General features: G+C 61.9%; 21 protein-coding genes. 19 read left to right on the top strand and 2 right to left on the bottom strand.

All coding sequences use genetic code 11. The features are described from left to right. Positions 1-22 precede the first annotated feature (22 nt). From KGB25_RS23605 to KGB25_RS23530, 16 genes are all read left to right on the top strand, one after another. Complete coding sequence (locus tag KGB25_RS23605) at positions 23-646, top strand: SGNH/GDSL hydrolase family protein (protein WP_050562986.1); 624 nt, start codon at positions 23-25, stop codon at positions 644-646. Next, positions 643-1,311, top strand: a complete 669-nt coding sequence (locus KGB25_RS23600; RefSeq protein ID WP_223436924.1) for an alginate O-acetyltransferase AlgF — start codon at positions 643-645, stop codon at positions 1,309-1,311. Before KGB25_RS23605 ends, KGB25_RS23600 begins: the two co-directional genes overlap by 4 nt. An 18-nt stretch (positions 1,312-1,329) precedes the next feature. Next, the gene (locus KGB25_RS23595) at positions 1,330-2,745 is read left to right on the top strand and encodes an MBOAT family O-acyltransferase (RefSeq protein ID WP_223436922.1); all 1,416 of its coding nucleotides are present in this window, start codon (positions 1,330-1,332) and stop codon (positions 2,743-2,745) included. 11 nt (positions 2,746-2,756) lie between these two features. After that, on the top strand, positions 2,757-3,899 hold the full coding sequence (locus tag KGB25_RS23590) for an alginate O-acetyltransferase AlgX-related protein (protein ID WP_223436920.1): 1,143 nt from the start codon (positions 2,757-2,759) through the stop codon (positions 3,897-3,899). A 304-nt stretch (positions 3,900-4,203) separates the two neighbouring features. Beyond that, complete coding sequence (locus tag KGB25_RS23585; RefSeq protein ID WP_008024496.1) at positions 4,204-5,091, top strand: TauD/TfdA dioxygenase family protein; 888 nt, start codon at positions 4,204-4,206, stop codon at positions 5,089-5,091. Positions 5,092-5,109: 18 nt separating this feature from the next. Continuing rightward, positions 5,110-6,135, top strand: a complete 1,026-nt coding sequence (locus tag KGB25_RS23580) for an ABC transporter substrate-binding protein (protein WP_008039621.1) — start codon at positions 5,110-5,112, stop codon at positions 6,133-6,135. Between the two features lie 5 nt (positions 6,136-6,140). Next, positions 6,141-7,001, top strand: coding sequence for an ABC transporter ATP-binding protein (locus tag KGB25_RS23575; RefSeq protein WP_008024500.1), 861 nt, complete (start codon positions 6,141-6,143; stop codon positions 6,999-7,001). Positions 7,002-7,021: 20 nt separating this feature from the next. Continuing rightward, complete coding sequence (locus tag KGB25_RS23570; RefSeq protein ID WP_207285547.1) at positions 7,022-7,888, top strand: ABC transporter permease; 867 nt, start codon at positions 7,022-7,024, stop codon at positions 7,886-7,888. Between the two features lie 203 nt (positions 7,889-8,091). Beyond that, positions 8,092-9,018, top strand: a complete 927-nt coding sequence (locus KGB25_RS23565; protein WP_192226630.1) for a LysR family transcriptional regulator — start codon at positions 8,092-8,094, stop codon at positions 9,016-9,018. 213 nt (positions 9,019-9,231) lie between these two features. Further along, positions 9,232-10,770 carry an MFS transporter gene (locus KGB25_RS23560; RefSeq protein WP_223436918.1) on the top strand — a complete coding sequence of 513 codons (1,539 nt, stop codon included), beginning with the start codon at positions 9,232-9,234 and terminating at the stop codon, positions 10,768-10,770. Between the two features lie 26 nt (positions 10,771-10,796). After that, positions 10,797-11,861 (top strand): HlyD family secretion protein, encoded by a 1,065-nt coding sequence (locus tag KGB25_RS23555; RefSeq protein WP_207285549.1) that lies wholly within the window; start codon positions 10,797-10,799, stop codon positions 11,859-11,861. After that, positions 11,858-13,435, top strand: a complete 1,578-nt coding sequence (locus KGB25_RS23550; protein WP_223436916.1) for an efflux transporter outer membrane subunit — start codon at positions 11,858-11,860, stop codon at positions 13,433-13,435. Before KGB25_RS23555 ends, KGB25_RS23550 begins: the two co-directional genes overlap by 4 nt. Before the next feature lie 286 nt (positions 13,436-13,721). After that, the gene (locus tag KGB25_RS23545; RefSeq protein ID WP_008039635.1) at positions 13,722-14,507 is read left to right on the top strand and encodes an efflux RND transporter periplasmic adaptor subunit; all 786 of its coding nucleotides are present in this window, start codon (positions 13,722-13,724) and stop codon (positions 14,505-14,507) included. Then, positions 14,504-15,823: an efflux RND transporter periplasmic adaptor subunit gene (locus KGB25_RS23540; RefSeq protein WP_223436914.1), complete on the top strand. Its 1,320-nt coding sequence runs from the start codon at positions 14,504-14,506 to the stop codon at positions 15,821-15,823. The genes KGB25_RS23545 and KGB25_RS23540 overlap by 4 nt, the downstream gene beginning before the upstream one ends. Further along, entirely contained in the window at positions 15,824-17,920 is a 2,097-nt protein-coding gene (locus KGB25_RS23535) for an efflux RND transporter periplasmic adaptor subunit (protein WP_223436912.1), read from the top strand. An 11-nt stretch (positions 17,921-17,931) separates the two neighbouring features. Further along, positions 17,932-18,429: a GNAT family N-acetyltransferase gene (locus KGB25_RS23530; RefSeq protein ID WP_223436910.1), complete on the top strand. Its 498-nt coding sequence runs from the start codon at positions 17,932-17,934 to the stop codon at positions 18,427-18,429. A 126-nt stretch (positions 18,430-18,555) separates the two neighbouring features. On the opposite strand, the gene KGB25_RS23525 is transcribed toward KGB25_RS23530, so the two are convergent. Continuing rightward, positions 18,556-18,867 (bottom strand): DUF6916 family protein, encoded by a 312-nt coding sequence (locus tag KGB25_RS23525; RefSeq protein ID WP_207285554.1) that lies wholly within the window; start codon positions 18,865-18,867, stop codon positions 18,556-18,558. Positions 18,868-18,921: 54 nt separating this feature from the next. After that, positions 18,922-19,509 carry a phage tail protein gene (locus tag KGB25_RS23520; RefSeq protein ID WP_008039652.1) on the bottom strand — a complete coding sequence of 196 codons (588 nt, stop codon included), beginning with the start codon at positions 19,507-19,509 and terminating at the stop codon, positions 18,922-18,924. A 240-nt stretch (positions 19,510-19,749) separates the two neighbouring features. Here KGB25_RS23520 and KGB25_RS23515 point away from each other — a divergent pair, with 240 nt between their 5' ends. From KGB25_RS23515 to KGB25_RS23505, 3 genes are all read left to right on the top strand, one after another. Then, entirely contained in the window at positions 19,750-21,321 is a 1,572-nt protein-coding gene (locus tag KGB25_RS23515) for a glycosyltransferase family 39 protein (RefSeq protein ID WP_223436908.1), read from the top strand. A 152-nt stretch (positions 21,322-21,473) separates the two neighbouring features. After that, a complete protein-coding gene (locus KGB25_RS23510) occupies positions 21,474-22,319 on the top strand; it encodes a sulfotransferase family protein (protein WP_411740545.1) in 846 nt (281 codons plus the stop codon). 51 nt (positions 22,320-22,370) lie between these two features. Beyond that, positions 22,371-23,551, top strand: a 1,181-nt coding sequence (locus KGB25_RS23505) for a DUF4347 domain-containing protein (protein ID WP_223436904.1), incomplete at its 3' end; no start/stop codon positions are given.

Raw genomic sequence — 23,551 nt, 5'->3', positions numbered from 1 at the left:
TCTGGCAGGCATGACCATTTTGATGATTGGCGACAGCCACCTGGCAACGCCTGACTATCTGATTTCCTCCCTGCACGACAGCCTGGTTGCCCAGGGTGCGACCGTGCATACCTTGGGTATTTGCGGCGCCAACGCCGGTGACTGGCTCAAAGCCACGCCGGGCACCTGCGGTGGCGCCGAGCGTCGTGGCACGGAAAAAACCGTGGTGCTGGGCGGTAAAGCCGCGACCTTGCCGATCAGCCAGTTGCTGGCCACCGACAAACCGGACCTGGTGCTGATTGTCATGGGCGACACCATGGCCAGCTACACCAAACCGGCGTTCCCGAAAGCCTGGCTGTGGCAACAGACCACTGCGCTGACCAAGGAAATCTCGGCCAACGGCACCCGTTGTGCGTGGGTCGGCCCGAACTGGGGCACCGAAGGCGGCAAGTACGGCAAGACGTTTGCCCGGGTCGAGATGACCTCCAAGTTCCTCGCCGCCAACGTGGCGCCGTGCAGCTACATCGACTCGCTGCAGTTCTCCAAGCCGGGCCAATGGGCCACGGTGGACGGTCAGCATTTGACCGCGCCGGGCTACAAAACCTGGAGTGCTGACATCAGCAAGGCTCTGCTGGAAGCCCCGGCCGTCAAGGAAGCCAAGAAATGATCAAGCTGTTCGCGGCGCTCGCGGCCGTCCCGGTGTTGTCGATCAGTACCCTGGCCCACGCCGAAGTGGCGCTGTACCCCACCGGCCCGGCCGAAGATTCGGCGTTCATCCGCTTCGTCAACACCGGCACCGCGCCGCTGGACGTGATCGCTCAGGCCGGCCAACCGCCACTGCGTCTTGAAGTGGCCGCACCGGTATCGTTGTTTTTCCCGGTGCAGGCCAGCAGTCCGATCAAGGGCAGCCTGGTCAGCGGTGCGCAAAAACTGGCCATGGATTTGAAAGTCGAGCCGGGTGAATTCGCGACCGTGCTGGTGTTGCCGGACGGCACTGGCATCAAGCAAGTGGCCGTGCGCGAACAGCCGGACGACTTCAACGGCCTGAAAGCGTCGCTGGCGTTCTTCAACGTCGACGCTTCGTGCGCCGACGCCAGTCTGCGTCCCGCCGGGCGTACCGCCGACCTGTTCAAAGCGGTGCCGGTCGACAGCTTGCAACGTCGCTCGATCAACCCGGTGAGCCTGTCGGTGCAACTGGTGTGCGCCAACGCCAACGTCGGCGGGCCGCTGGATCTGGGGGAACTCAAAGCGGGTGAGCGCTACAGCGTGCTGCTGGTGCCGTCGGCCGCAGGACCGCGTCTGTTGAACGCCACGGACTCGTTGTCCCACTGATCGGATCTCTGCGCCGCCATGGTCTTCGCCTCATTAGAGTTCCTGACATTGTTTTTGCCAGCATTTCTGCTGGTCTACGCATTGGGCCGACCGGCCTGGCGCAATGTCATCCTGTTGCTCGGCAGCTGGCTGTTCTACGGCTGGCTGAGCCCGTTGTTCCTGACGCTGCACATCGTGCTGACGATTGTGGCGTGGGTGGGCGGCCTGCTGGTGGCCCGCGCACCGGACGGCTCCCGTGGGCGAGTGCGGCTGTTGATCGCGTTGATCGTGTTCAACACGGCGGTGTTGTGCTGGTACAAATACGCCAACATCCTCGCCGGGACCTGGAGTGAGCTGATCACCTATTACGGGGCGATGCCGCTGGAATGGCAGCGGGTGGCGCTGCCGGCGGGCCTGTCGTTCATCGTGCTGCAGGCGATTTCCTATCTGGTGGACGTGCATCGGCATACCGTGCCGGTGGAGCGCAGTTTCATCAATTACGCCACGTACATTTCCATGTTCGGCCACTCCATTGCCGGCCCGATCATTCGTTATGACTGGGTGCGCCGAGAGCTGACGCAGCGGTATTTCAGCTGGCAGAATTTCTCCCTCGGTGCGCGTCGATTCATGATCGGCATGTGCATGAAAGTGCTGGTGGCCGACACGTTGTCGCCGCTGGTGGATGTCGCGTTCCACCTGGAAAACCCGTCCTTTGTCGACGCCTGGATTGGCTGTCTGGCCTACTCGCTGCAACTGTTTTTCGACTTCGCCGGCTACAGCGCCATGGCCATCGGCCTGGGCCTGATGCTGGGCTTTCACTTTCCGGAAAACTTCAACCGGCCGTACCTGGCCAGCAGCATCCAGGACTTCTGGCGGCGCTGGCATTTGTCGCTGTCGAGTTGGCTGCGCGACTACCTGTACATCGCCCTGGGCGGCAACCGCAACGGTGCCTGGAAGACTTATCGCAACCTGTTCCTGACCATGGCCATCGCCGGTTTGTGGCACGGCGGCGACAGCTGGAATTACCTGTTGTGGGGTTCGGCGCATGGGGTCGCATTGTGCGTTGACCGCCTCTGGTCTCGTTCCCGTTTGCCGAACATTCCACCGTTGCTCTCGCACAGCCTGACGCTGTTGTTCGTGTTCCTCGCCTGGACGCTGTTCCGCGCGCCGGATTTCCATTCGGCGCTGACAATGTATGCCGGGCAGTTTGGCCTGCATGGCTTTGCGTTGGGTGATGCGCTGGCGGTGACCCTGCGCCCGGTGCATGGGCTGGCAGCGCTGCTCGGCGTGGTGTGCATCCTCGCGCCGCTCCTGCAAAGCCGTGTCGAGCGGCGGTTCGCCCGTCACGCCTTGTTCGTTCCGGTCACGGCTCTGTGGCCGGTGGCGGGGTTCCTGCTTTCGTTTGCGTTGATCGCGAGCCGTGAAGCCGTACCCTTTCTGTACTTTCAGTTCTGATGACCGCGCCCATGACTTCTTCGTCTCCCGCACCGGCTCAACCCTGCGAACGTACCGCCCGCATCAGCAAGCTGTCGGGCGTCGTGTTCGTGGCTTTTCTGGCGCTGGGTTTCGCCTCTTGCGCCTGGCTGCTGGCGAGCGGCAAAGTCGAGTTCGTGCCGCCAGAACTCACGCGTCAGGCCGCACTGGAAGGCGACATCACCCACAAGATCGCCAAGCAGTTGTCGCAGGCGTCGGTGCCTGAGCAGGCGGCGAATCTGGAGCGCGGCGCAAGCTGGCTGGCGCTGCACGATACCGGCCCACGGGTGCGCTCGGGGTGTGCCGGCTGGTTGTTCCTGACCGATGAGATGCGCATCAACCGTCACGCCGGCGCCAATGCCGACACCAAGGCCGGCGTGGTGCGTGAACTTCAGCAACGCCTGGTCAAACGCGGCGTCACGTTGCTGGTGGCGGTGGTGCCGGACAAGAGCCGTATCGCCCAGGCGCAATTGTGCGACCTGCGTCGCCCGGCGATGTTGCAGGACCGCGCTGCGACGTGGGTCGAGGGGCTGAACAAGGTCGGTGTCGCTGCTGTGGACCTGGCGCCGAGCCTGCAACCGTTGGGCGCTGACGCGTACCTGCGCACGGACACCCACTGGAGCGAAACAGGCGCTGCCGTTGCGGCCAAAGCCTTGGCCGAGCAGGTGCGGCGCATGGGCATCAGCGCGACGCCGCACAAAGATTTCGAGGCGCAGGTGCAAGAACCGGCACGCCGTCCGGGCGACCTGGTCAGGCTTGCCGGTCTGGAATGGCTGCCGGTGACCCTGCAACCGGCCCCGGAAACCGTGGCGGCCACCCGGATCAGCGAGAAAGCGGCCGCAGCGCAAAGCGGCGGCGATAACCTCGACGACCTGTTTGGCGATGACAACCTGCCGAACGTGGCGCTGATCGGAACCTCGTTCTCGCGCAACTCCAACTTCGCGGGATTCCTGCAGCAGGCGCTGGGTGCATCGATCGGCAATTTCGCCAAGGACGGGGGCGAGTTTTCCGGTGGCGCCAACGGCTACTTCAACAACCCGGCGTTCAAACAGACGCCGCCCAAGCTGATCATCTGGGAAATCCCCGAGCGGGATTTGCAGACGCCCTACAGTGAAGTGATCGATTGGGCGAAGTGAGGTGGGGCTGATGGCCTCTTCGCGAGCAAGCCCGCTCCCACAGTTAACCGAGTAGTCCTGACGGACACGGTCAAGGTGGGAGCGGGCTTGCTCGCGAAGGCTGCCTGACAGACAACACAATTCAAAAGCCATATCGTTATTCGCTAACGGTATTTAAATTTAAATTCTTATATCTATAAAGTCACTCACCTGCGTACCTGCCGACCAATCGGCGCGCCGCACGAAACGAACCAACACGGGACCTCCGTGAGTTTCTGATCGACGCGCGCGCCCTTGAGCGTGCCGTGCGTGGGAGTGATTTTTTATGTCAGCCGTCTCTGCATCACCTGCAATCGCACCGCAAACCTTCGAGATTCGCCCGTTCAGCGGTGCCGTCGGAGCCGAAATCATCGGCCTGGACCTGTCCCGCCCGATCAATGATCAGGACTTTGCCCGCATCCACCGCGCGCACCTGGATCATCACGTCGTGGTGTTCCGCGACCAACGCATTACCCCCGAACAGCACATCGACTTCAGCCGCCGCTTTGGCGTGTTGCAGATCCACGTGCTCAAGCAGTTCCTGCTGACCGGGCACCCAGAAATCCTCATCGTTTCCAACATCATCGAAAACGGCCAATCCATCGGCCTCGGTGACGCCGGCAAGTTCTGGCACTCCGACCTGTCCTATAAAGAATTGCCGAGCCTGGGCTCGATGCTGCACGCCCAGGAGTTGCCGTCCGAGGGCGGCGACACCTTGTTCGCCGACATGCACAAAGCCTGGGACAACCTGCCTGAAGCGTTGCGCAAAGCGGTCGAAGGTCGCTCGGCGGCGCACTCGTACACGGCGCGCTACAGCGAGACCAAATTCGAAGGCAACTGGCGTCCGACCCTGACGCCGGAGCAACTGGCCCAGGTTGCCGAAGTCGTCCACCCCATCGTGCGCACGCACCCGGAAAACGGTCGCAAGGCGTTGTTCGTCAGCGAGGGTTTCACCACCCGCATCGTTGGTTTGCCGGACGACGAGAGCAAGCAACTGCTCGACGAGCTCTACGCCCACAGCGTGCTGCCGCACAACATTTACCGCCATCAGTGGCAGCCCCATGACCTGGTGTTCTGGGACAACCGTTCGCTGATCCACCTCGCCGCCGGATGCCCCAGCCATCTGCGCCGCAAGTTGTATCGCACCACCATTCAGGGCGACGCGCCTTTCTGATTTGTCGGAGATTGAATCATGTCCAAACGTCTTCCCTTTGCACCGCTGGCTGCGGCCATCGGCCTGGGTTTCAGCCTGATCGCCGGCAGCCTGGTGGCGCCGACCGTGGCTCACGCCGAAGGTGAAATCCGCATCGCCGAACAGTTCGGCATCGTTTACCTGTTGCTCAACGTGGTGCGCGATCAGAACCTGATCGAGAAGTACGGCAAGCAGGAAGGCATCGACATCAAGGTCGACTGGACTCAGCTGTCCGGCGGCGCGGCGGTCAACGATGCGTTGCTTTCCGGTTCGATTGATATCGCCGGTGCCGGCGTCGGTCCGCTGCTGACCATCTGGGACCGCACCCACGGCAAGCAGAACGTCAAGGCCGTGGCTTCCCTCGGCAACTTCCCGTACTACCTGGTGAGCAACAATCCGAAGGTCAAAACCATCGCCGACTTCACCGAGCAGGACCGCATCGCGGTGCCGGCCGTTGGCGTGTCGGTGCAGTCGCGCTTCCTGCAATACGCCGCCGCCAAGCAATGGGGCGACAAGGAATTCAATCGCCTCGACAAGTACACCATCGCCGTTCCGCACCCGGACGCCACGGCTGCGCTGATTGCCGGCGGCACCGAGTTGACCGGGCATTTCTCCAACCCGCCATTCCAGGATCAGGCGCTGGCCAACCCCAACGTCCATGTGGTGTTGAACACCTATGACCTGCTCGGCCCGAACTCGCCGACGGTGCTGTTCGCCACCGAGAAATTCCGCAACGAGAACCCGAAAACCTACAAGGCCTTCGTCGAGGCGCTGACCGAAGCGGCGCAATTTGCCCAGAACGATAAAGGCGCTGCCGCCGATACCTACATCCGCGTGACCAAGGCGAAAATCGATCGCGCCGCGCTGCTGAAAATCATCGATAACCCGCAGTTCGAATTCAGCGTCACGCCGAAAAATACCTACCCACTGGCCGAGTTCCTCTACCGCGTCGGCGCGATTAAAAACAAACCGGATTCATGGAAGGATTACTTCTTCCAGGACACCAAACCGCTGCAAGGGAGCTGACCGACATGAACGCCCCTTTGCAAGGCCACACGGTCAGCAAACCGAACGTCGCAGCCCAGGCGCTGCTGTCGGTCGACAACGTCAGCCTCGAATACCGCACGCCTCAGCGTGTGGTTCGAGCGACCCACCAAGTCAGTTTTGAAATCGACCCGGCGGACCGCTTTGTGCTGCTCGGTCCTTCCGGTTGCGGCAAATCCACATTGCTCAAGGCGGTTGCCGGGTTCATCCAGCCCGTTGAAGGCGAGATTCGTCTGCAAGGGCAAACCGTCCATGCACCGGGGCCCGACCGGATTGTGGTGTTCCAGGAATTCGACCAACTGCCGCCATGGAAAACCGTCAAACAGAACGTGATGTTTCCGCTGCTGGCGTCGAAAACCCTCAAGCGCCAAGAAGCCGAAGAACGGGCGCTGCACTATCTGGACAAGGTCGGACTGGCGGCATTTGCCGATGCTTACCCGCACACCTTGTCTGGCGGCATGAAGGCACGCGTTGCCATCGCGCGGGCATTGGCGATGCAGCCGAAAATCCTCCTGATGGACGAACCCTTCGCTGCCCTCGACGCCCTCACGCGTCGCAAGATGCAGGAAGAATTGTTGCTGCTGTGGGAAGAGGTGCGTTTCACGTTGCTGTTCGTTACGCACTCCATCGAAGAAGCGCTGGTGGTGGGCAATCGCATCCTGCTGCTGTCGCCGCATCCCGGTCGGGTACGGGCGGAAGTCCACAGCCATCAGTACGATTTGCACAGTCTTGGCGGCGTGGCGTTTCAGGAGTCGGCGCGGCGGATTCATCGGTTGTTGTTCGATGAAGGCCAGTCACCGGAAACCGAGCGCGAGCTGGATTTTTCCGACATTCGCATCGCTTACTGAGCCATTGAGAGGAGTGCCCGATGAGCCAGTTATCATCTGCGCGTGAAGAGTTCGAAACCGTTTTGCAGCCGCTGACCAGCGTCCCGCTGGAGCGTGAGTTGCCCCTGGGTCAACGCCTGTGGCAGCAGGGCTGGATTCGCAAAAGCCTGATCCTGATTTTGCTCGCGGTGCTGTGGGAAGTGGTTGCCCGCATTCAGAACAACGACTTGCTGCTGCCGAGTTTTCTGCAAACTGCCGTTGCGCTGTATGACGGCCTGCTCAGCGGCGAATTGCTAGGCAAGGTGTGGATTTCGCTGGTGGTGTTGCTGAAGGGGTATTTGATCGGCATCGTCCTGGCGTTTGCCCTGACCACCTTGGCGGTGTCGACACAGTTCGGTCGCGATCTGCTGAGTACGCTGACCTCGATGTTCAACCCGCTACCGGCCATTGCGCTGCTGCCGCTGGCGCTGCTGTGGTTTGGGTTGGGGCAGAACAGCCTGATTTTCGTGCTGGTGCATTCGGTGCTCTGGGCGTTGGCGTTGAACACCTACGCGGGGTTCCTGGGTGTCTCGGAAACCTTGCGCATGGCCGGGCGAAATTACGGTTTGAAGGGCATGCGTTTCGTGTTGTTCATCCTGATTCCGGCGGCGCTGCCGTCGATTCTCGCCGGGCTGAAAATCGGCTGGGCCTTTGCTTGGCGCACGCTGATCGCCGCTGAGTTGGTGTTTGGCGCGACCAGTGGCAAGGGCGGTTTGGGTTGGTACATCTTTCAGAATCGTAATGAGCTGTACACCGACAAGGTGTTTGCCGGGTTGGCGGTGGTGATCCTGATTGGATTGCTGGTGGAGAATCTGGTGTTTGATTCGTTGGAGCGGGTGACGGTGAAGCGTTGGGGGATGCAGCGCTGAGTTTTGTGGTGTTTGGTCAGGCCCCATCGCGAGCAGGCTCACTCCCACAGGGGATCTCCAGTGGAAGCAGATTTTGTACACAACGAAAAACCAATGTGGGAGCGAGCCTGCTCGCGATGGGGCCAGACCTGCCAAAACAAAAAATGGAAGATGTTTGCTAGCATTGCGTCCAGGTCAATCCAGCCAGGCCAAGAGTGCTCAGCATGCAACTCCCGGACATGAATCTTCTGGTCGCCCTCGACGCCTTGCTCGACGAAGGCAGTGTGGTGGGCGCCGCGCGCCGCATGAACCTCAGCCCGGCGGCCATGAGCCGCACGCTCACACGAATCCGCGAAGCCATCGGCGATCCGATTCTGGTGCGTGCCGGCCGCGGTCTGGTGCCTACGCCTAAGGCATTGGCGTTGCGCGAGCAGGTGCGGGAGGTGGTCGAACAGGCCGCGTTGCTGTTCCGTTCCGCCGATGACGTGGAGCTGGGCAGTTTGCGCCGACGCTTCAGCATTCGCGCCAACGATTTCTTTGTCGGTGTCTACGGCGGCAAGCTGTTCGACACCATGGAGCGTCAGGCGCCGCACTGCGAATTGCGCTTCGTTCCGGAGGGCGATGGGGATGACGAAGCGTTGCGTGAAGGGCGCATCGATCTGAGCGTCAGCAACAATCGGCCGCTCATGCCGGAAGTGAAGGTCCAGAACCTGTTCTCCACCCATTTTGTCGGCCTGGTGCGCGAAGACCATCCGCTGTTCGACGAAGAAATCACCGCCGAGCGTTTTGCCGGGTTTTCTCACATCAGCATGTCCCGGCGCGGGATTGCTCGCGGCCCGATCGATACCGCGCTCAATGCCTTGGGCCTGGAGCGGCGAGTGGCGGTGATCGCGCCGAGTTTCCATGCGGCGATGTTTGCCTTGCCTGATTCCGATCTGATTCTGCCGGTGCCCAAGGAAGCGCTGCTGAGCGTGCGGCGGCTGGGCTTGAAATTGCGCTCGTTCACCCTGCCGATCCCGTTGCCGACCCTCATGCTGACCCAGGCCTGGCACCCGCGTTTCGACAAAGACCCGGCGCATCGCTGGATGCGTGAAACGCTCAAGGCGTGCTGCGACGCGACATGGCTGGCCGCGCAACCCACATCAGACTGAACACGGGCCCCTGTAGGAGCCGGCTTGCTGGCGATAGCGATTTTTCATTCAACATTTTCATCGACTGATACACCGCTATCGCCAGCAAGCCGGCTCCTACAGGGGTTTTGTATTGCTGCGTGGGGCGCACTTATAACCTGCCAATAAGTTGATTTTCGTCAGGTCCCGCGCTTCTTAAAATGCTCCGACATTCACATCCCGGAGCTTGCAGTAATGACTTCCCTCACGGCCCCGGCAGCTCTCGCCGTGGCCAGCCCAATGGTCGCCGTGACGCCACCGGTCTTCGGTCCGCGAATCATCATCGGCCTGGTGGGTGTGTTGCTGGCGGTGCTGGTGTCGGGCCTCAACGAGATGGTGACCAAGGTCGCCCTCGCCGACATTCGCGGCGCATTGGCCATCGGCTATGACGAAGGTACCTGGCTGGTCGCCAGTTACACCGCGACCTCGGTGGCCGCGATGGCGTTCGCGCCGTGGTGCTCGGTGACGTTCTCGTTGCGGCGCTTCACCCTCTGCGCGATCAGCGTGTTCACGTTGTTGGGCGTGCTGTGTCCGTTCGCCCCGAACTACGAAAGCCTGCTGCTCATGCGCACTTTGCAAGGCCTGGCGGGCGGTGCCTTGCCGCCGATGTTGATGACCGTCGCCCTGCGTTTTTTACCGGCCAACGTGAAGCTCTACGGTCTGGCCGGGTATGCCCTCACGGCCACCTTCGGTCCGGGGCTCGGCACGCCACTGGCCGGGTTGTGGACCGAGCATGTCGGCTGGCAGTGGACGTTCTGGCAAATCATCGCGCCGTGCCTGCTCGCCATGGCAGCGGTGGCCTACGGTTTACCCCAGGATCCGCTGCGCCTTGAGCGTTTCAAGCAGTTCAACTGGCGCGGATTGCTGTTGGGTTTTCCGGCGATCTGCATGCTGGTGATGGGCATCCTGCAGGGCAATCGGCTGGACTGGTTCGAATCGACCCTGATCTGCGGATTGCTCGGCGGCGGGCTGGTGTTGCTGGTGCTGTTCCTGATCAACGAATGGTCGCAGCCGACGCCTTTTTTCAAGATGCAGATGCTCGGCATCCGCAACCTGTCGTTCGCCTTGCTGACCCTGGCGGGTGTGCTGGTGATTTTGCTGGCGGTGATCATCATTCCGTCCAGTTACCTCGCGCAGGTCCAGGGTTATCGCCCGGTGCAGACCGCACCGGTCATGTTGCTGGCGGCGCTGCCACAGTTGCTTGCGCTGCCGTTGGTGGCGGCGCTGTGCAACCTGCGCCGGGTGGATTGCCGCTGGGTGTTGGGGATCGGCCTGAGCATGCTGGCGCTGTCGTGCGTCGGTGGCTCGCAACTGACATCGGCGTGGATTCGCGACGATTTCTACGTGCTGCAACTGCTGCAAATCTTCGGTCAGCCGATGGCGGTGTTGCCGCTGTTGATGCTCTCGACCGGCAGCATCAGCCCGATGGAAGGGCCGTTCGCTTCGGCCTGGTTCAACACCGTCAAAGGCCTGTCGGCGGTGATCGCGACTGGCGTAATCGACGCGCTGACCACATCGCGGCTGCATTTTCATTCGACCATGCTGGTGGACCGTCTCGGCAACTCGCCGTTGGTCGACAGCGACAGCGCGGGCCTTGCCCACCGGCTGCATGAGCAAGCCGTGGTGCTGACCGCCTCGGACCTTTATCTGTGCATGAGCGGCGTCGCCTTGGCGCTGATCCTGTTGATTTTCTGGCTGCCGACGCGGATCTATCCGCCGCGTGCGCCGACATGAATGCTTCACTGAAACAGAAGGTTTTTATGACGACTCAATCCAAGCAAAAAATCGCCGTCGCAATTGCCTCCGTGGTGGCGGTCGGCGTGCTGGTGTATCTGCTGGCGCCGGGAATTTTTGGCAAGCGTACGCAACAGAACACCAATGACGCCTTTGTCTCTGCCGACTTCACGTTGGTCGTGCCCCGCGTCGCCGGGTTCATCAAGGAAGTGCTGGTGGAAGACAACCAGCAGGTCAAGGCCGGGCAGTTGCTGGCGCTGATCGATGACCGCGACCTGCGCGCTGCCGCTCAGGCCGCCGACGCCGAAACGCTGGTGGCGCGGGCGCAACTGCAAAACGCTCGGGCGACCCTTGAGCGCCAGACATCAGTGATTGCGCAGGCGCAAGCCACGGTGGTGTCGGCGAAGGCTGAAATGGCGTTCGCCGAGCATGAATTGAACCGCTACAACCACCTTGCCGGCGTTGGCGCGGGTACGGTTCAGAATGCTCAGCAAGCACGTACGCGTATTGATCAAGCCCGCGCCCGGTTAGCCAATGCCACAGCGGTGCTGTCGGCGGAGCGCAAGCAAGTGGAGATCCTCACCGCCCAGCGTGACGCCGCCGACGGTGGATTGAAACGGGCGCTAGCGGCCCTGGAAATGGCCAGCTACGAGCTGTCCTATACGCGCATCGTCGCGCCGCAGGATGGCATGGTGGGCGAGCGTGCGGTGCGTGTCGGTGCGTATGTCACGCCGGGCAGCAAGCTGCTGGCCGTGGTGCCGCTGGCGCAAGCGTATGTGGTCGCCAATTTCCAGGAAACCCAACTGACTGAGGTGCAGCCGGGGCAGGGTGTGCAGGTGCACGTCGACAGCCTTGGCGGCGAAGCGTTGCGCGGTCGAGTCGAGAGCATTGCGCCGGCCACCGGGGTGACGTTTGCGTCGATCAAACCGGACAACGCGACCGGCAATTTCACCAAGGTTGTGCAGCGGATACCGGTGAAAATCGTCCTCGATCCGGGGCAGCCATTGGCTGAGCGGTTGCGGGTGGGGATGTCGGTGGAGGCGAGTATTGATACGGCTGAAACTGGCAAGCATGAGGTTGCGCAACGATGAAGATGTTTGTTAACCGGGCTGGCCTCATCGCGAGCAGGCTCGCTCCCACAGGGGATCTCCTTTTGAGCAGTGATTGTGTGCATGACTCAACCTCAATGTGGGAGCGAGCCTGCTCGCGAAGGGGCCGTCAGCTTCAGCTGACCCTTTGCGCCTTGTTGGTCATGAGCCTCACCGCCTGCACCATCGGCCCTGACTTCCAGAAGCCTCAAGCCCGGCAAGTTACCGAATGGTCGAAACCATCGAAAGCCGCCGCCAGTGAAGTGATAACCGCTCATATGGACGAACGCTGGTGGGAAGTTTTCCAGGACCCGAAACTCTCGGCCCTGACCCAACGCGCTCTGACCGACAACCTCGACCTGAAACTCGCCAGCAGCCGTTTGCAGCAAAGCCGCGCCGCGCGCCAGGTGATCACCGCCGAACGCTATCCCAACACCGCCGCCACCGGCAGCTACGGGCGCAAACGCAACAGCGGTGAAGGCCTGAGCGATCCGTCGGGGCACCACGGTGACTCGGCGTTCAACCTGTGGGACGCAGGTTTCTCGGCCTCCTGGGAACTGGATTTCTGGGGGCGTGTGCGACGCGAAACCGAAGCGGCTGATGCCACCCTTGAAGTCGCGGAAAACGACCAGCGCAGTGTGCTGCTGTCGGTGCTCGCCGAAACCGCCCAGGACTACATTCAACTGCGCGGCGTGCAAAGCACACGAGCCGTCACCGAGCAGAACCTCGACGTCGCCCGCCACAGCCTGAAGCTGTCGCAACTGCGCCTGGCCGACGGTGTCGCCACCGACCTGGATGTCGCCGAAGCCGCCGCGCAAGTCGCGGCCATCGAATCGCGCTTGCCGGCACTGGAGCAGCGCCAGTCGCAACTGATCAACGCGCTGAGCCTGTTGATGGGCGAGCCGCCGCAAGCGCTGCACGCTGAGTTATCCACAGACGCGCCGGTGCCACAAACCCCGCGTCAGGTCGCCATCGGCCTGCCGTCGCAACTGGCCGAGCGCCGCCCGGACATCCGCCAGGCCGAAGCCCGCTTGCATGCCGCCACCGCAAACATTGGCGTGGCCAAGGGCGATTTCTATCCGCGCATCACCTTGTCAGGCAACCTCGGTTCGCAGGCCATGCAACTGAGCGACTTCGGCTCATGGGGCTCACGTGCTTTCGGCATCGGCCCGCAATTCAGCCTGCCGCTGTTCGACGGCGGTCGCCTGCGCGGTGTGCTGAATTTGCGTGAAGCGCAACAACAGGAAGCCGCCATCGCCTACCAACAAACCGTGCTGCGCGCCTGGCACGAAATCGACGATCAACTGACCGCCTACAACGCCAGCCAACTGCGCCGCGACAGCCTCGCCGAAGCCGTACGCCAAAACCAGATCGCCCTGCGCACCGCGCAACAGCAGTACGTGGAAGGCGTGGTGGATTTCGTCAACGTACTCACCGTGCAAGGTGAATTGCTGGCGACTCAGCAGCAATGGGTCGAAAGTTCGACCGGGGTGTCGCTGGCGATGGTCGGGTTGTACAAGGCGTTGGGTGGGGGATGGGAGTCGGTGTATCCGGTGGGGGAGATGGCGCAACGCTAATGTGCATTTGGAAAAACGAAAAAACCGGCCGGAGCCGGTTTTTTCACCCCTGACTGCCAGCGAATTTAATCGCTGCGTACAGGGTTCAGTGGTAGGGAGAGATTAAAAGCTGAGTGTTGAGGGTTGCAATAGTTGATTGGCAGCGGATGACGTAGGACACGTCTCGATTGCCCGTAAGGAAATGGTTGCTAGCAATAACACACGCTCTATCAGGTAAAAACTCCCACCCACTTGACGCTCACCCACGCTGTCATAGACTCCGCTCATCCGTCAGGGAGTTACGGTTATGCGACGAGTTCGTGTGTGGGTTATCGGATTGACCATTTTAACGTGTACTGCTCAGGCGCAAACGCCCGTGCCAGACGATCCGCTGTTGGACAGCAGCACCGTCGGCAGCAGCGGTTCGGCAGCCAGCACCGAGGCCCGTGGTGTGTTGCGGGCCAGGGATCAGGCGATGCTTGCCAGTGAGTTGTCCGGGCGGATTGTCGAGTTGCCGTTCAGTGAGGGCGAGTCGTTCAAGAAGGGCGATACGCTGGCGCGCTTCGATTGTTCGGCCTATCAAGCGCAGCTCAATGCGGCGCAGGCTGCGAGCCGTGGGGCCGGTGAGGAGTTGGCTCACAACAAACAACTGGCGGCGTTGAATTCGGTCGGGCGTTTCGAAGTGGCGCGGGCCGAGGCCAGGCTCAGCGAGACGCAGGCGCAATCTCAGGTGTATCAGGTTCAGGTCAAACGCTGCAGCGTGGTTGCGCCGTTTGATGGCCAGGTGGTGGAGCGCAAGGTTCAGCGTTTTGAAAGCGTTGCCGCCGGCGCGCCGTTGCTCGATGTGGTCGACAACCGCACCCTGGAAATCCATTTGTTGGTGCCGTCGCGCTGGATGGGCAAACTCAAGCCCGGCCAGACGTTCAGTTTTGTCCCCGATGAAACCGGCCGGCCACTCGATGCCACGGTCAAACGACTGGGGGCGCGAATTGACGAGGGCAGTCAGACCTTGCTGTTGGTCGCGACGTTGCCCAACGCCTCTGGCTTGTTGGCCGGCATGAGCGGCACGGCGCGTTTCGCGGAGCTCAAGTGAACGCTCCGGTCAGCGGCGGTGCGGAACAGGTCTTCGCCCGCTTTCTCGATCTTGAACGCCAGACCCGCGCCGCACGCACTCCGTCGCAACTGGCCTACAGCCTGGTCAATGACGCTCAGGCGTTGTTCGGTTTTCGTCATGCCGCGTTGTTGATTGCCGGCAAGGTGCACGCGGTGACGGGCGTGAGTACCGTCGACCCGAACGCGCCGTTCGTGGCGTTCGTCGAGCAGGCCGTGGCGCAGTTGTTCAAGCGTGATGTGCTGAAGCAGGCGCGGGTGATTGCGCCCGATTTGCTCAGCGAATCGATTCAGGCGGACTGGCAAAGTCTGTCCGCCGCCCAGGTGTTCTGGCTGCCGCTGATCGATCACCAAAACGAAGTGTTCGGCGGACTGTGGCTGGCCCGGGATTTGCCGTGGAACCCGGCCGAACAAGTGCTGCTGTCGCAACTCGGCGACACTTACAGTCACGCCTGGCTGGCGCTGCAACCGCACAAGCCCTGGCGACTGCGCTGGACCCGAAAACGTCAGGTCGCGTTGATCGCGCTGCTGGTGCTCGGGATGTTGATCCCGGTGCGCCAATCGGTGCTGGCGCCGGCCGAAGTGGTGCCATTGGGCGGGCGCGTCGTGGCTGCGCCGCTGGACGGCGTGATTGCCGAATTCCTGGTCAAACCCAACCAGACCGTGAAAACCGGCGACCCGTTGCTGCGCTTCGAAGGCACCACCCTCAAGGCTCAGGCTGATGTGGCCGAACGTGCGTTGGGCGTTGCCGAAGCTGAATTGAAAGCCAATTCCCAGCGCTCGTTTGCCGATGCCGAGTCCAGTTCGAAGATTGATCTGCTGGCGGCGCGCGTCGAACAAAAACGCGCCGAACGGGACTACGCCCGTGAATTGCTCAAGCGCAGCGAAGTGCGGGCCGAGCGCGACGGCATCGCGGTGTTCGCCGACGCCGAGCGCTGGACCGGCAAACCGGTGCAGACCGGCGAACGGCTGATGGAAATCGCCGACCCGAGCCAGGCCGAACTGCGTATCGAGCTGGCGGTGAGCGATGCGATTTCCCTGGAGCCGGGTGCGCAAGTCGCACTGTTCCTCGACAGTGATCCGTTGCAACGGCATTCGGCCCGGCTCGAGCGCGCCGCATACGAAGCACAACCCACCGCCGGCGGGCAGTTGGCCTATCGGCTCGATGCCAGTTTCGATCAGGCGCCGCCGCGCATCGGCTTGCGAGGGACGGCGAAAATCTTCGGCGATCGCGCGCCCCTGGCGCTGTACCTGTTACGTAAACCACTGGCCGGTTTGCGCCAGAGCGTGGGCCTGTAGATGAGCCTGCCGAGCCTGCGTGCGGATTTGCAACTGACGCCCGCTTCACCGGCGCTGGACGGCTCGCCGCGCTGGACGTTGGCCGACCCGGTGCGCGGTCGCTATTTCAAGCTCGGGGTGGCGGCGATGCGCTTGCTGCGACATTGGTCCCTGGGCGATCCCGAAAAAATACTGCACGCCGCCAATCGCGAGCCAGGTTTGCCGTTGGCCGGCAGCGATCTGGAGCAACTGCTGAGCTTTCTGCGCAGCCACGATCTGATCAGCGCCCTCGACCCGCAGCAGCGTGAAAGTTACAACTTGAAAGCCGCCGCCCAGCATCAGTCGTGGTGGCAGGTCTTGTTGCATCAGTACCTGTTTTTCCGGATTCCTCTTTGGCGGCCGGATGCTTTTCTCAATCGCGCCTGGCCCTGGCTGTCGCGATTCGGTCCGCAAACGCTGCGCTTCGGATTGCCGGCAACACTGATCTTGGGGGTATTTCTGGTGTCCCGGGATTGGCAGCGATTCATCGCGACTTTCCCCCATTTGTTCAGCCTGGGTGGCGCGCTGGCCTTCGGCGTGGCGTTGTTCTTTGCCAAGCTGTGCCACGAATTCGGCCACGCGTTCATGGCCAAGCGCGCGGGCTGTCGGGTGCAAAGCATGGGTGTGGCGTTCATGGTGCTGCTGCCGATGTTCTACACCGATGTCAGCGATGCCTGGCGAGTCAATGATCGACGTGCCCGATTGCTGATCGGGGCCGGTGGCGTGTTGGCCGAACTGCTGCTGGCGAGCATCGCGCTGCTCGCCTGGTCGCTGTTGCCCGACGGGCCGGCGCGCACGGCGGCGTTCATGCTCGCCAGTGCCACCTGGATTACCACGCTGGTGATCAACCTCAATCCGTTCATGCGGTTCGACGGCTACTTTTTGCTCAGTGATTTCTGGGACGTGGAGAACCTGCAAGGGCGAGCCTTTGCCCTGTGCCGCTGGCATCTGCGTGAGACCTTGTTCGGCTACGGCGCACCGGCTCCGGAACCCTGGTCGCCGACGATGCGGCGGCGTTTGCTGGTCTGGGGTTATGGAACGTGGTTGTGGCGCGCGGTGCTGTTTTTCGGGATTGCGCTGGCGGTGTACCACTTGTTCTTCAAGCTCCTGGGGATTTTCCTGATGCTGGTGGAGCTGGTGTGGTTCATCTTTCTGCCTATCGTGCGCGAGTGGCGCGAGTGGTGGAGCCAGCGTGAGCACGCCCATGTGTCGCGGGTGTTGTTGAGTGCGTTGGGGCTGGCCGCGTTTGTGTTGTTTCTGGCGCTACCCTGGCGCAGTGCCGTGGAACTGCCGTCGATGCTCGAGGCCGGGCGCGTCAGTACCTTGCATGCGCCGGTGGCGGCGCGGGTCAGGCAGGTGAATGTCAGTGACGGTCAGGTGGTGGCTCAGGGCGATGTGCTGATCGAATTGGTGTCGCCGGATCTGGATTCGCGCCAGGCCATCGTCCGTCGCGAAATCCAGATCCAGCAATTGCAGATGCGCCGCCAGGCAAGTCGTAGCGAAACCGCCGCCGATGCGGGCATTGTCGAGCAGCGTCTGGCGGAGGCCGTGGCCGAGTACCGTGGGTTGGCTGCGCAGCGGGAGCGGCTGCTGATTCGGGCGCCGCAGGCGGGCAAGGTGCGAGATCTGTTGCCGCAGTTGTCCGCCGGCCGCTGGTTGTCGCCCAAAGATCCGTTGGCGCGGGTGGTGGAAGACGGCGCACGGCTGCGGGGTTATCTGGCCGAAGCTGAGTTGTGGCGTGTTGCCCCGGGCGCCAGTGGGCGGTTTATCGCCGATGATCCGATGCACCCGGCGATCGCGGTGCAATTGACCGAAATCGACACCAACGGTGCGACCTATGTCGATCAGGAGGCATTGACCTCCGATCACCACGGGCCGATTGCCGTGCGCCGGGATGCCTCGCAACGGGCCGAGCCGGTACAGGGACAATACGGCGCGCGGCTGAACACCCTCGAGGCCACCCCGACGCCGCTTCAACCTTTGCGTGGCGTGGTGGTGTTGCAGGGGAGCGGCGAGTCTTTGCTGGGCGTTGCCTGGCGGCGGATGGCCGCGTTGGGTGTCAGGGAAAGCGGTTTCTAGGGAGAGCAGCGATGGCGAACACGGATGCTGTGGTGGCCGACGGTTTGGTGGTGCGGCCGTCGCGCGTTAACGATGGACCTTTTCTGCACAGGCTTTACCAATCGGCACGACCGGATCTGCAATGGATCGACGGCGAGCGAGAGGTGGTTGAGCAGGTCGTCGCCCAGCAATTCCAGGTACAGGAACAAGGGCTGGGGGAGCACTTCCCCAATGCGATGCACTACGTGATCGAAATACTCGACACGGCCATCGGTGCGTTGACCACTGATTTTGGTCCCAATGAAATCCGCGTGCTGTACCTGGCGTTCATCCCGCAGGCTCGTGGCCAGGGTTACGGTCGGGCGGTGCTGCAAGGGGTGCAGAAAGCAGCGCAGCAGATTCGCTGCCCGGTGGCCACGGTGGTCTGGGCCAACAATGCCCACGCGCGCCAGCATTACCTGGCGCTGGGGTTTCAGGTTGAAGAGCGTAATCCGGCGGCGGAGCGGTTGGTGTGGTATCCCAATGGCTGAATACAACCATGACCTTGTGGGAGCGAGCCTGCTCGCGATAGCGGTGGATCATTCAGCAGTGATGTTGAGTGTGAAGGCCCCTTCGCCGGCAAGCCGGTCTCGCTCCTACATTTTGATCCCTGTGAATCAGTTGAATGCGATGTAGAAATATCCCACGCCCGGATCACGCCCCATGGCGGGCACCCGCGAGACAAAAATATCCTCCACGTAGCCAAGTTCCGGTAACTCCAGCGCACACAACCCATCTACAAACTCCGTGGGTTGCAGGCTGTTGAACTCGACCCGGAACGGCATGCGCTCGCTATTCGGCATCCGCGACCGGGGTGATTCTTCAAGGCTGTCGATATGGATCGGCAGCTCACTGCCATCCGGCAACCGCAGCGTCCCCGTCTTTCCCAGAAGCGCCTGAAAGTGTTGGTGTTGAACCTGTTGCAGCATGGCGTCACTCCCAAAATGAAAGTGACCGGGGGCGTTGAATCCCCCGGCCGGATTTCAACCGCGCGAAGGGAACAGCCCTTCCAGGGCAATGCTGAAGTTCAGCACCAGGAACGGGTTCATCGTTGCCATGGGCAGGCCGTTGCCGGCGGACGAGATTTCCCCGGTGACCGTCGTGGCCACACCCTTGAGCGGCACGGCCGCCGCACCTTGCTGATCGGAGTAAATGCTCGCCGAGCCCGGTCCGCCGCCGGAGGCGCCGATATACGAGTTGGTCGCGGTGGGGGTGGTGACCGGGTTGCTCGCCGGGCTGGCCAGTTGCAGGGTGGTGGTGGCCGTCAGCCCGGACAGGGCGTGGGTGTGATTGGGCAGGTTGGTGATGGTCGCGGTGACGTTCTCGGTCCCGGAGAACTCGCCGATGACGCGTGGGGTCAGGTTCAGCCCGTTACCCATGCACACCGGCATTCGGCCTTGCAGGTTGGGCAGCATGAAGTTGGAGACGCCATTGCCTCCGAAGTTGACGCCCAGCAGCGCGAACAGTGCGTTGTATTGCTGGACAGAGAGCGTCTGGCCATTACACAAGGCCCAGCCGCTGGGCGCGTAGTTAAAGGCGAAAGGCTGGATAGTGCCGATGAATACTTCCATAGTTCCTCATCCCTCAGGTTAGTTGTCTGGCGCGCCACAAGCGTGGTCCGGACGTCCGGAACCATCGTTGCGATCAGCCGACTCCATTCATTTCCCTGGCTGAGTCACGCCAAACCAGAGCGTAGTTGATGCGCCTCACGGCCGAATGTCGCTGGTCGCAAAACCGGCATCGACGACGAACCGGCGCCGTCCTAAAGTGATCAACAGGCAGGGTGGTCGAGGGCTGTTTCAGGGGGGGTAATGGAGGCGCGCAGAGAAACACCGTTTGGCGGCACCCATGAGCCGCACGCAGCCCCCGGCATCTGGGCGATTGTTCAGCGCTGGTTGCGCTGGGCGCAGGAGCACTGGCTGTTGCCGATCCTGGCGTTGGCGGCGCTGGTGCGTTTCTACGACCTGACGGCGGCCGCTATTTGGGGCGATGAAGGGTCCAGCCTGCTGCTGAGTCAGTATTCAGTGGCCGACATCTGGGTCCATGCGGCCCATGACGTGCACCCTCCGCTGTATTTCCTGCTGCTGCATGGTTGGGTCGGGTTGTTCGGCGACGGCATTTTTTCGATCCGCTGCCTCAGCGCCTTGCCCGGCATCGTCACGGTGTGGCTCGGCGTCTGGCTGATGGATTTGCTCGCCACTCGCCGTGCAGCGCTGCTGGCCGGTTTCCTGCTGGCACTGTTGCCCACGGCGGTGCGCTACAGCCAGGAAGTGCGTATGTATTCGCTGCTTGGGCTGTGGCTGATCGGCGCGACGATTGCCCTGGCCTACTGGATCAGGCGCCCGCATCGCAGGCGATATCTGGTGGCGTATGTGCTGTTGATGACTGCTGCGTTCTACACCCACTACTTCACGGCCCTGTGCGTGCTCTGCCACTGGCTGTATCTGGGGCTGATCCGCGTCCAGCCGGGGCATCGCTTGCGCCATGTTCAACGCCCCGGCTGGTGGCTGGCGAATGTCGCGATCGTGTTGTTGTACCTGCCGTGGGCGCCGAGCCTGATCGATCTGCTTCAGCACCTGGATCAGCTCAAGGCCAACGGCGACGTGGGCTGGGAAACGCCTGTCACGTTCGGCTCGTTGCCTTCGATGTTCTGGTCGTTCCTGATCCAGGACGATGGCGAGAACCTGCCGACGCTAATGTTCATCGCGATGCCGCTGGCGTTACTGGCCATTGTGGGGGTGGCGCTGGCGCGGGACCGCAGTGTCTTTCGTGGCAGCGCTCTGCTGGTGATCTACACGGCGTTGCCGTTGCTGCTGGTGTTCGGGGTTTCGTTTATCACGCCGGTATTTATCGAGCGCTACCTGACGGCGTATGCCCTGGGGCTGCCGATGATTGTCGCGTTGGCGGTTGATCGTCTGTATTCAGGCTTTCGGGTGCTGGCCGTGACGGTGCTGGTGCTGTTTGTCGGTGTTGAACTGGTGGGCCTGAAGAACAACGCCACGGTGGACACCAATGATCAAATCAACGTCATGGTCGACTACGTGAACCAGCACTTCGTGACCGGTGACCGGATCGTCACCAGCGACATGCTCTGGTACCTCAGTTACGTCTATTACAACCGCACCGAGGCCAAGCCGCTGCTGTTCACTCCGCCGCTGGCCAATGGCGCTTCGAGCCGGCCGAACGCCTATGGCTTCGGCACATTGGTGACTCAGGACACGTACCTCGACAGTCTCGACCGCTTGCCCAAGGGCAGTGGCCGGGTCTGGCTGATTGGCACCGTCGATGTTCCGGACGAATTCGCGCCGTTGCCCTCAGGCTGGCAGCGCTCGGGCGAAACACAGGCGGGAGGCGCCACTGCGCGATTGTTCGTACTGCATTGAGCCGGTGGAATGCTTAAACGATTCACCTCACAAGCAGTAATAAAAAACGCGTTTTAGTCAGCGCCGTAACTTCGATTTGATATCAAAACACCACTACTTCTAAGGCCATTCATGGTCTACGCTCCGTCATACATAAAGGACTTATGACTAGGGTGAAGGGATTGCAGCAGTTCCATTTTATTTCCGGCTTGCCGCGCTCGGGCTCGACCCTGCTTTCTGCAATCCTTTTGCAGAACCCGCGTTTCCATGCCGGCATGACCAGCCCCGTCGGCTCACTCTTTTCCGGTGTCCTTGAACAATGCAGCGCCGGCAGCGAGTTCGGCGCGGTGATCGATACCGACCTGCGCCGCCGTTTGCTTCGCGGCCTGTTTGACTCCTTCTACGCCGACAAGGCCGACAAACCGGTGGTGTTCGACACCAACCGCTTGTGGAGTTCGCGCCTGCCGGCCATCAGCGATCTGTTCCCGCAAGCCAAGGTCATTGCCTGTGTGCGCAACGTTGCCTGGGTCATGGACAGCATCGAGCGTCTTTATCGCGCCAACCCTTTTGAAAACACCAAGCTGTTTGGCGATGCGGTCGAACGCAACACGGTCTACAGCCGCTGCGAAACCCTCGCCCAACGCAATCGCCTGGTCGGTTTTGCCTGGGCGGCGCTCAAGGAAGCCTATTACGGTGAACACGCCGACTCGCTGCTGATCGTCGATTACGACCTGCTGACTCAAGCGCCTGACCGGGTGATGCGGCTGGTCTACGACTTCATTGGCGAGCCCTGGTTCGAGCACGATTTCGACCACCTGGCCTACGACGCGCCGGAGTTCGATCAATCCCTCGGTGTGTCCGGCCTGCACAAGGTCAAACCCAAAGTCGAGTTGCAATCGCGGCGCACGATTTTGCCGCCGGATTTGTTCAAGCAGTACGCAGAATTGTCCTTCTGGCTCGATGGCTCTGCCAGCGCCGCCAATGTCATTCGTATGAAAGCCGATGCCGCGATCAGTTGATCGCGGCGTTTTCGTTTACGCAGAAAAAACGTTCGAGTCCGGGTGAGTAACATGTGGTGGAGCAACGGCAAGTCACGGATTACCAAAGGCGCACGAGCGCTGGCCTCTCCAATGATCATGTCCCTGGAACCGCGAATGCTGTTCGACGGCGCGGTCGCGGCCACGGTGGCCGATAGCGCCCAGGCTGACAGCCACACCACGGCCGACGCGGCCAAGCCGCCCGTTGCGGAAAAACCGGTCGCCAGCCAGGACACCCACGGCCAGGCCGATGCCACGCCTGCCGTGGCGCCCGTTGCCGTGCCGGGACAGAGCGTGGTGTTCGTCGATTCCCGGGTCAAGGATGCCGACAGCCTGCTCAAAGGTGTGGCGCCCGGTACTCAGGTGGTTCAACTCGATGCCACCAAGGACGGCTTGCAGCAGATTGCCGATTACCTGGACACCCATCAGGGCATCAGCTCGGTACAGATCATCGCCCACGGCAATGCGGGCGATCTGTGGCTGGGGAACAGTTACCTGTCAGCCGACAACGTCGCGGCCCGCAGCGCGGTGCTGGCGGAAATCGGCAAGGACATGAACGTCGGCGGCGACATCCTGATCTACGGCTGCTACACCGCCGAGGGTGAACGGGGTTTGAACTTCGTCGATTCCCTGGCGCAATTGACCGGCCGTGATGTAGCGGCGTCCAGCAACCGTACCGGCGTGGGTGGCGACTGGGATCTGGAGATCGCCACCGGCAATATCGAAAGCGCCAACGTGCTGTCGAAAATGGCCATGAGCGACTATCAGTGGGGCCTGGCGAGCTGGACGGCCACCAACAACGCCAACACCGGCGTGGGCTCGTTGCGTGCCGCCATCGCTTCGGCGCAGAACGGCGATACCGTCACTTTCAGCACCGGCATGACGGTGCAGTTGACCTCCGAACTGCTGATCAACAAGAACATCATCGTTGATGGCGACTTGAACAACGACGGTGTGGCGGATGTGACTCTCGACGGTCAGTACAGGACCCGGGTGATTGAAATTGCGGCGGGCAAAACCGTGACGCTCGATGGTCTGGTGATCACCCGTGGGCTGGTGTCGGGCACGGGCGGCAACGGTGGCTACGGCGCCACGGGCGCGATGGCCGGGGGGATTTTCAACGCAGGGGTCCTGACGCTGAACAACGTGACCGTGACCTCAAACGCCGCATCTGGCGGCGGTGGCGGCGGCGGTGTCACAGGGGCGTTTTACGG

The organism is Pseudomonas sp. BF-RE-21, from assembly GCF_019947305.1.
Classification (GTDB): Bacteria; Pseudomonadota; Gammaproteobacteria; order Pseudomonadales; family Pseudomonadaceae; genus Aquipseudomonas; species Aquipseudomonas migulae.
Note: the sequence above shows the minus strand (reverse complement) of the source record. Positions and strands in the feature narration are given on the sequence as shown.

Coding starts and splice junctions, on each gene's coding strand:
- KGB25_RS23600 (WP_223436924.1), top strand. CDS start 643: ATGATCAAGCTGTTCGCGGCGCTCGCGGCCGTCCCGGTGTTGTCGATC.
- KGB25_RS23550 (WP_223436916.1), top strand. CDS start 11,858: ATGAAGATGTTTGTTAACCGGGCTGGCCTCATCGCGAGCAGGCTCGCT.
- KGB25_RS23595 (WP_223436922.1), top strand. CDS start 1,330: ATGGTCTTCGCCTCATTAGAGTTCCTGACATTGTTTTTGCCAGCATTT.
- KGB25_RS23580 (WP_008039621.1), top strand. CDS start 5,110: ATGTCCAAACGTCTTCCCTTTGCACCGCTGGCTGCGGCCATCGGCCTG.
- KGB25_RS23530 (WP_223436910.1), top strand. CDS start 17,932: ATGGCGAACACGGATGCTGTGGTGGCCGACGGTTTGGTGGTGCGGCCG.
- KGB25_RS23520 (WP_008039652.1), bottom strand. CDS start 19,509: ATGGAAGTATTCATCGGCACTATCCAGCCTTTCGCCTTTAACTACGCG.
- KGB25_RS23535 (WP_223436912.1), top strand. CDS start 15,824: ATGAGCCTGCCGAGCCTGCGTGCGGATTTGCAACTGACGCCCGCTTCA.
- KGB25_RS23560 (WP_223436918.1), top strand. CDS start 9,232: ATGACTTCCCTCACGGCCCCGGCAGCTCTCGCCGTGGCCAGCCCAATG.
- KGB25_RS23545 (WP_008039635.1), top strand. CDS start 13,722: ATGCGACGAGTTCGTGTGTGGGTTATCGGATTGACCATTTTAACGTGT.
- KGB25_RS23575 (WP_008024500.1), top strand. CDS start 6,141: ATGAACGCCCCTTTGCAAGGCCACACGGTCAGCAAACCGAACGTCGCA.
- KGB25_RS23555 (WP_207285549.1), top strand. CDS start 10,797: ATGACGACTCAATCCAAGCAAAAAATCGCCGTCGCAATTGCCTCCGTG.
- KGB25_RS23590 (WP_223436920.1), top strand. CDS start 2,757: ATGACTTCTTCGTCTCCCGCACCGGCTCAACCCTGCGAACGTACCGCC.
- KGB25_RS23515 (WP_223436908.1), top strand. CDS start 19,750: ATGGAGGCGCGCAGAGAAACACCGTTTGGCGGCACCCATGAGCCGCAC.
- KGB25_RS23525 (WP_207285554.1), bottom strand. CDS start 18,867: ATGCTGCAACAGGTTCAACACCAACACTTTCAGGCGCTTCTGGGAAAG.
- KGB25_RS23565 (WP_192226630.1), top strand. CDS start 8,092: ATGCAACTCCCGGACATGAATCTTCTGGTCGCCCTCGACGCCTTGCTC.
- KGB25_RS23585 (WP_008024496.1), top strand. CDS start 4,204: ATGTCAGCCGTCTCTGCATCACCTGCAATCGCACCGCAAACCTTCGAG.
- KGB25_RS23570 (WP_207285547.1), top strand. CDS start 7,022: ATGAGCCAGTTATCATCTGCGCGTGAAGAGTTCGAAACCGTTTTGCAG.
- KGB25_RS23605 (WP_050562986.1), top strand. CDS start 23: ATGATTGGCGACAGCCACCTGGCAACGCCTGACTATCTGATTTCCTCC.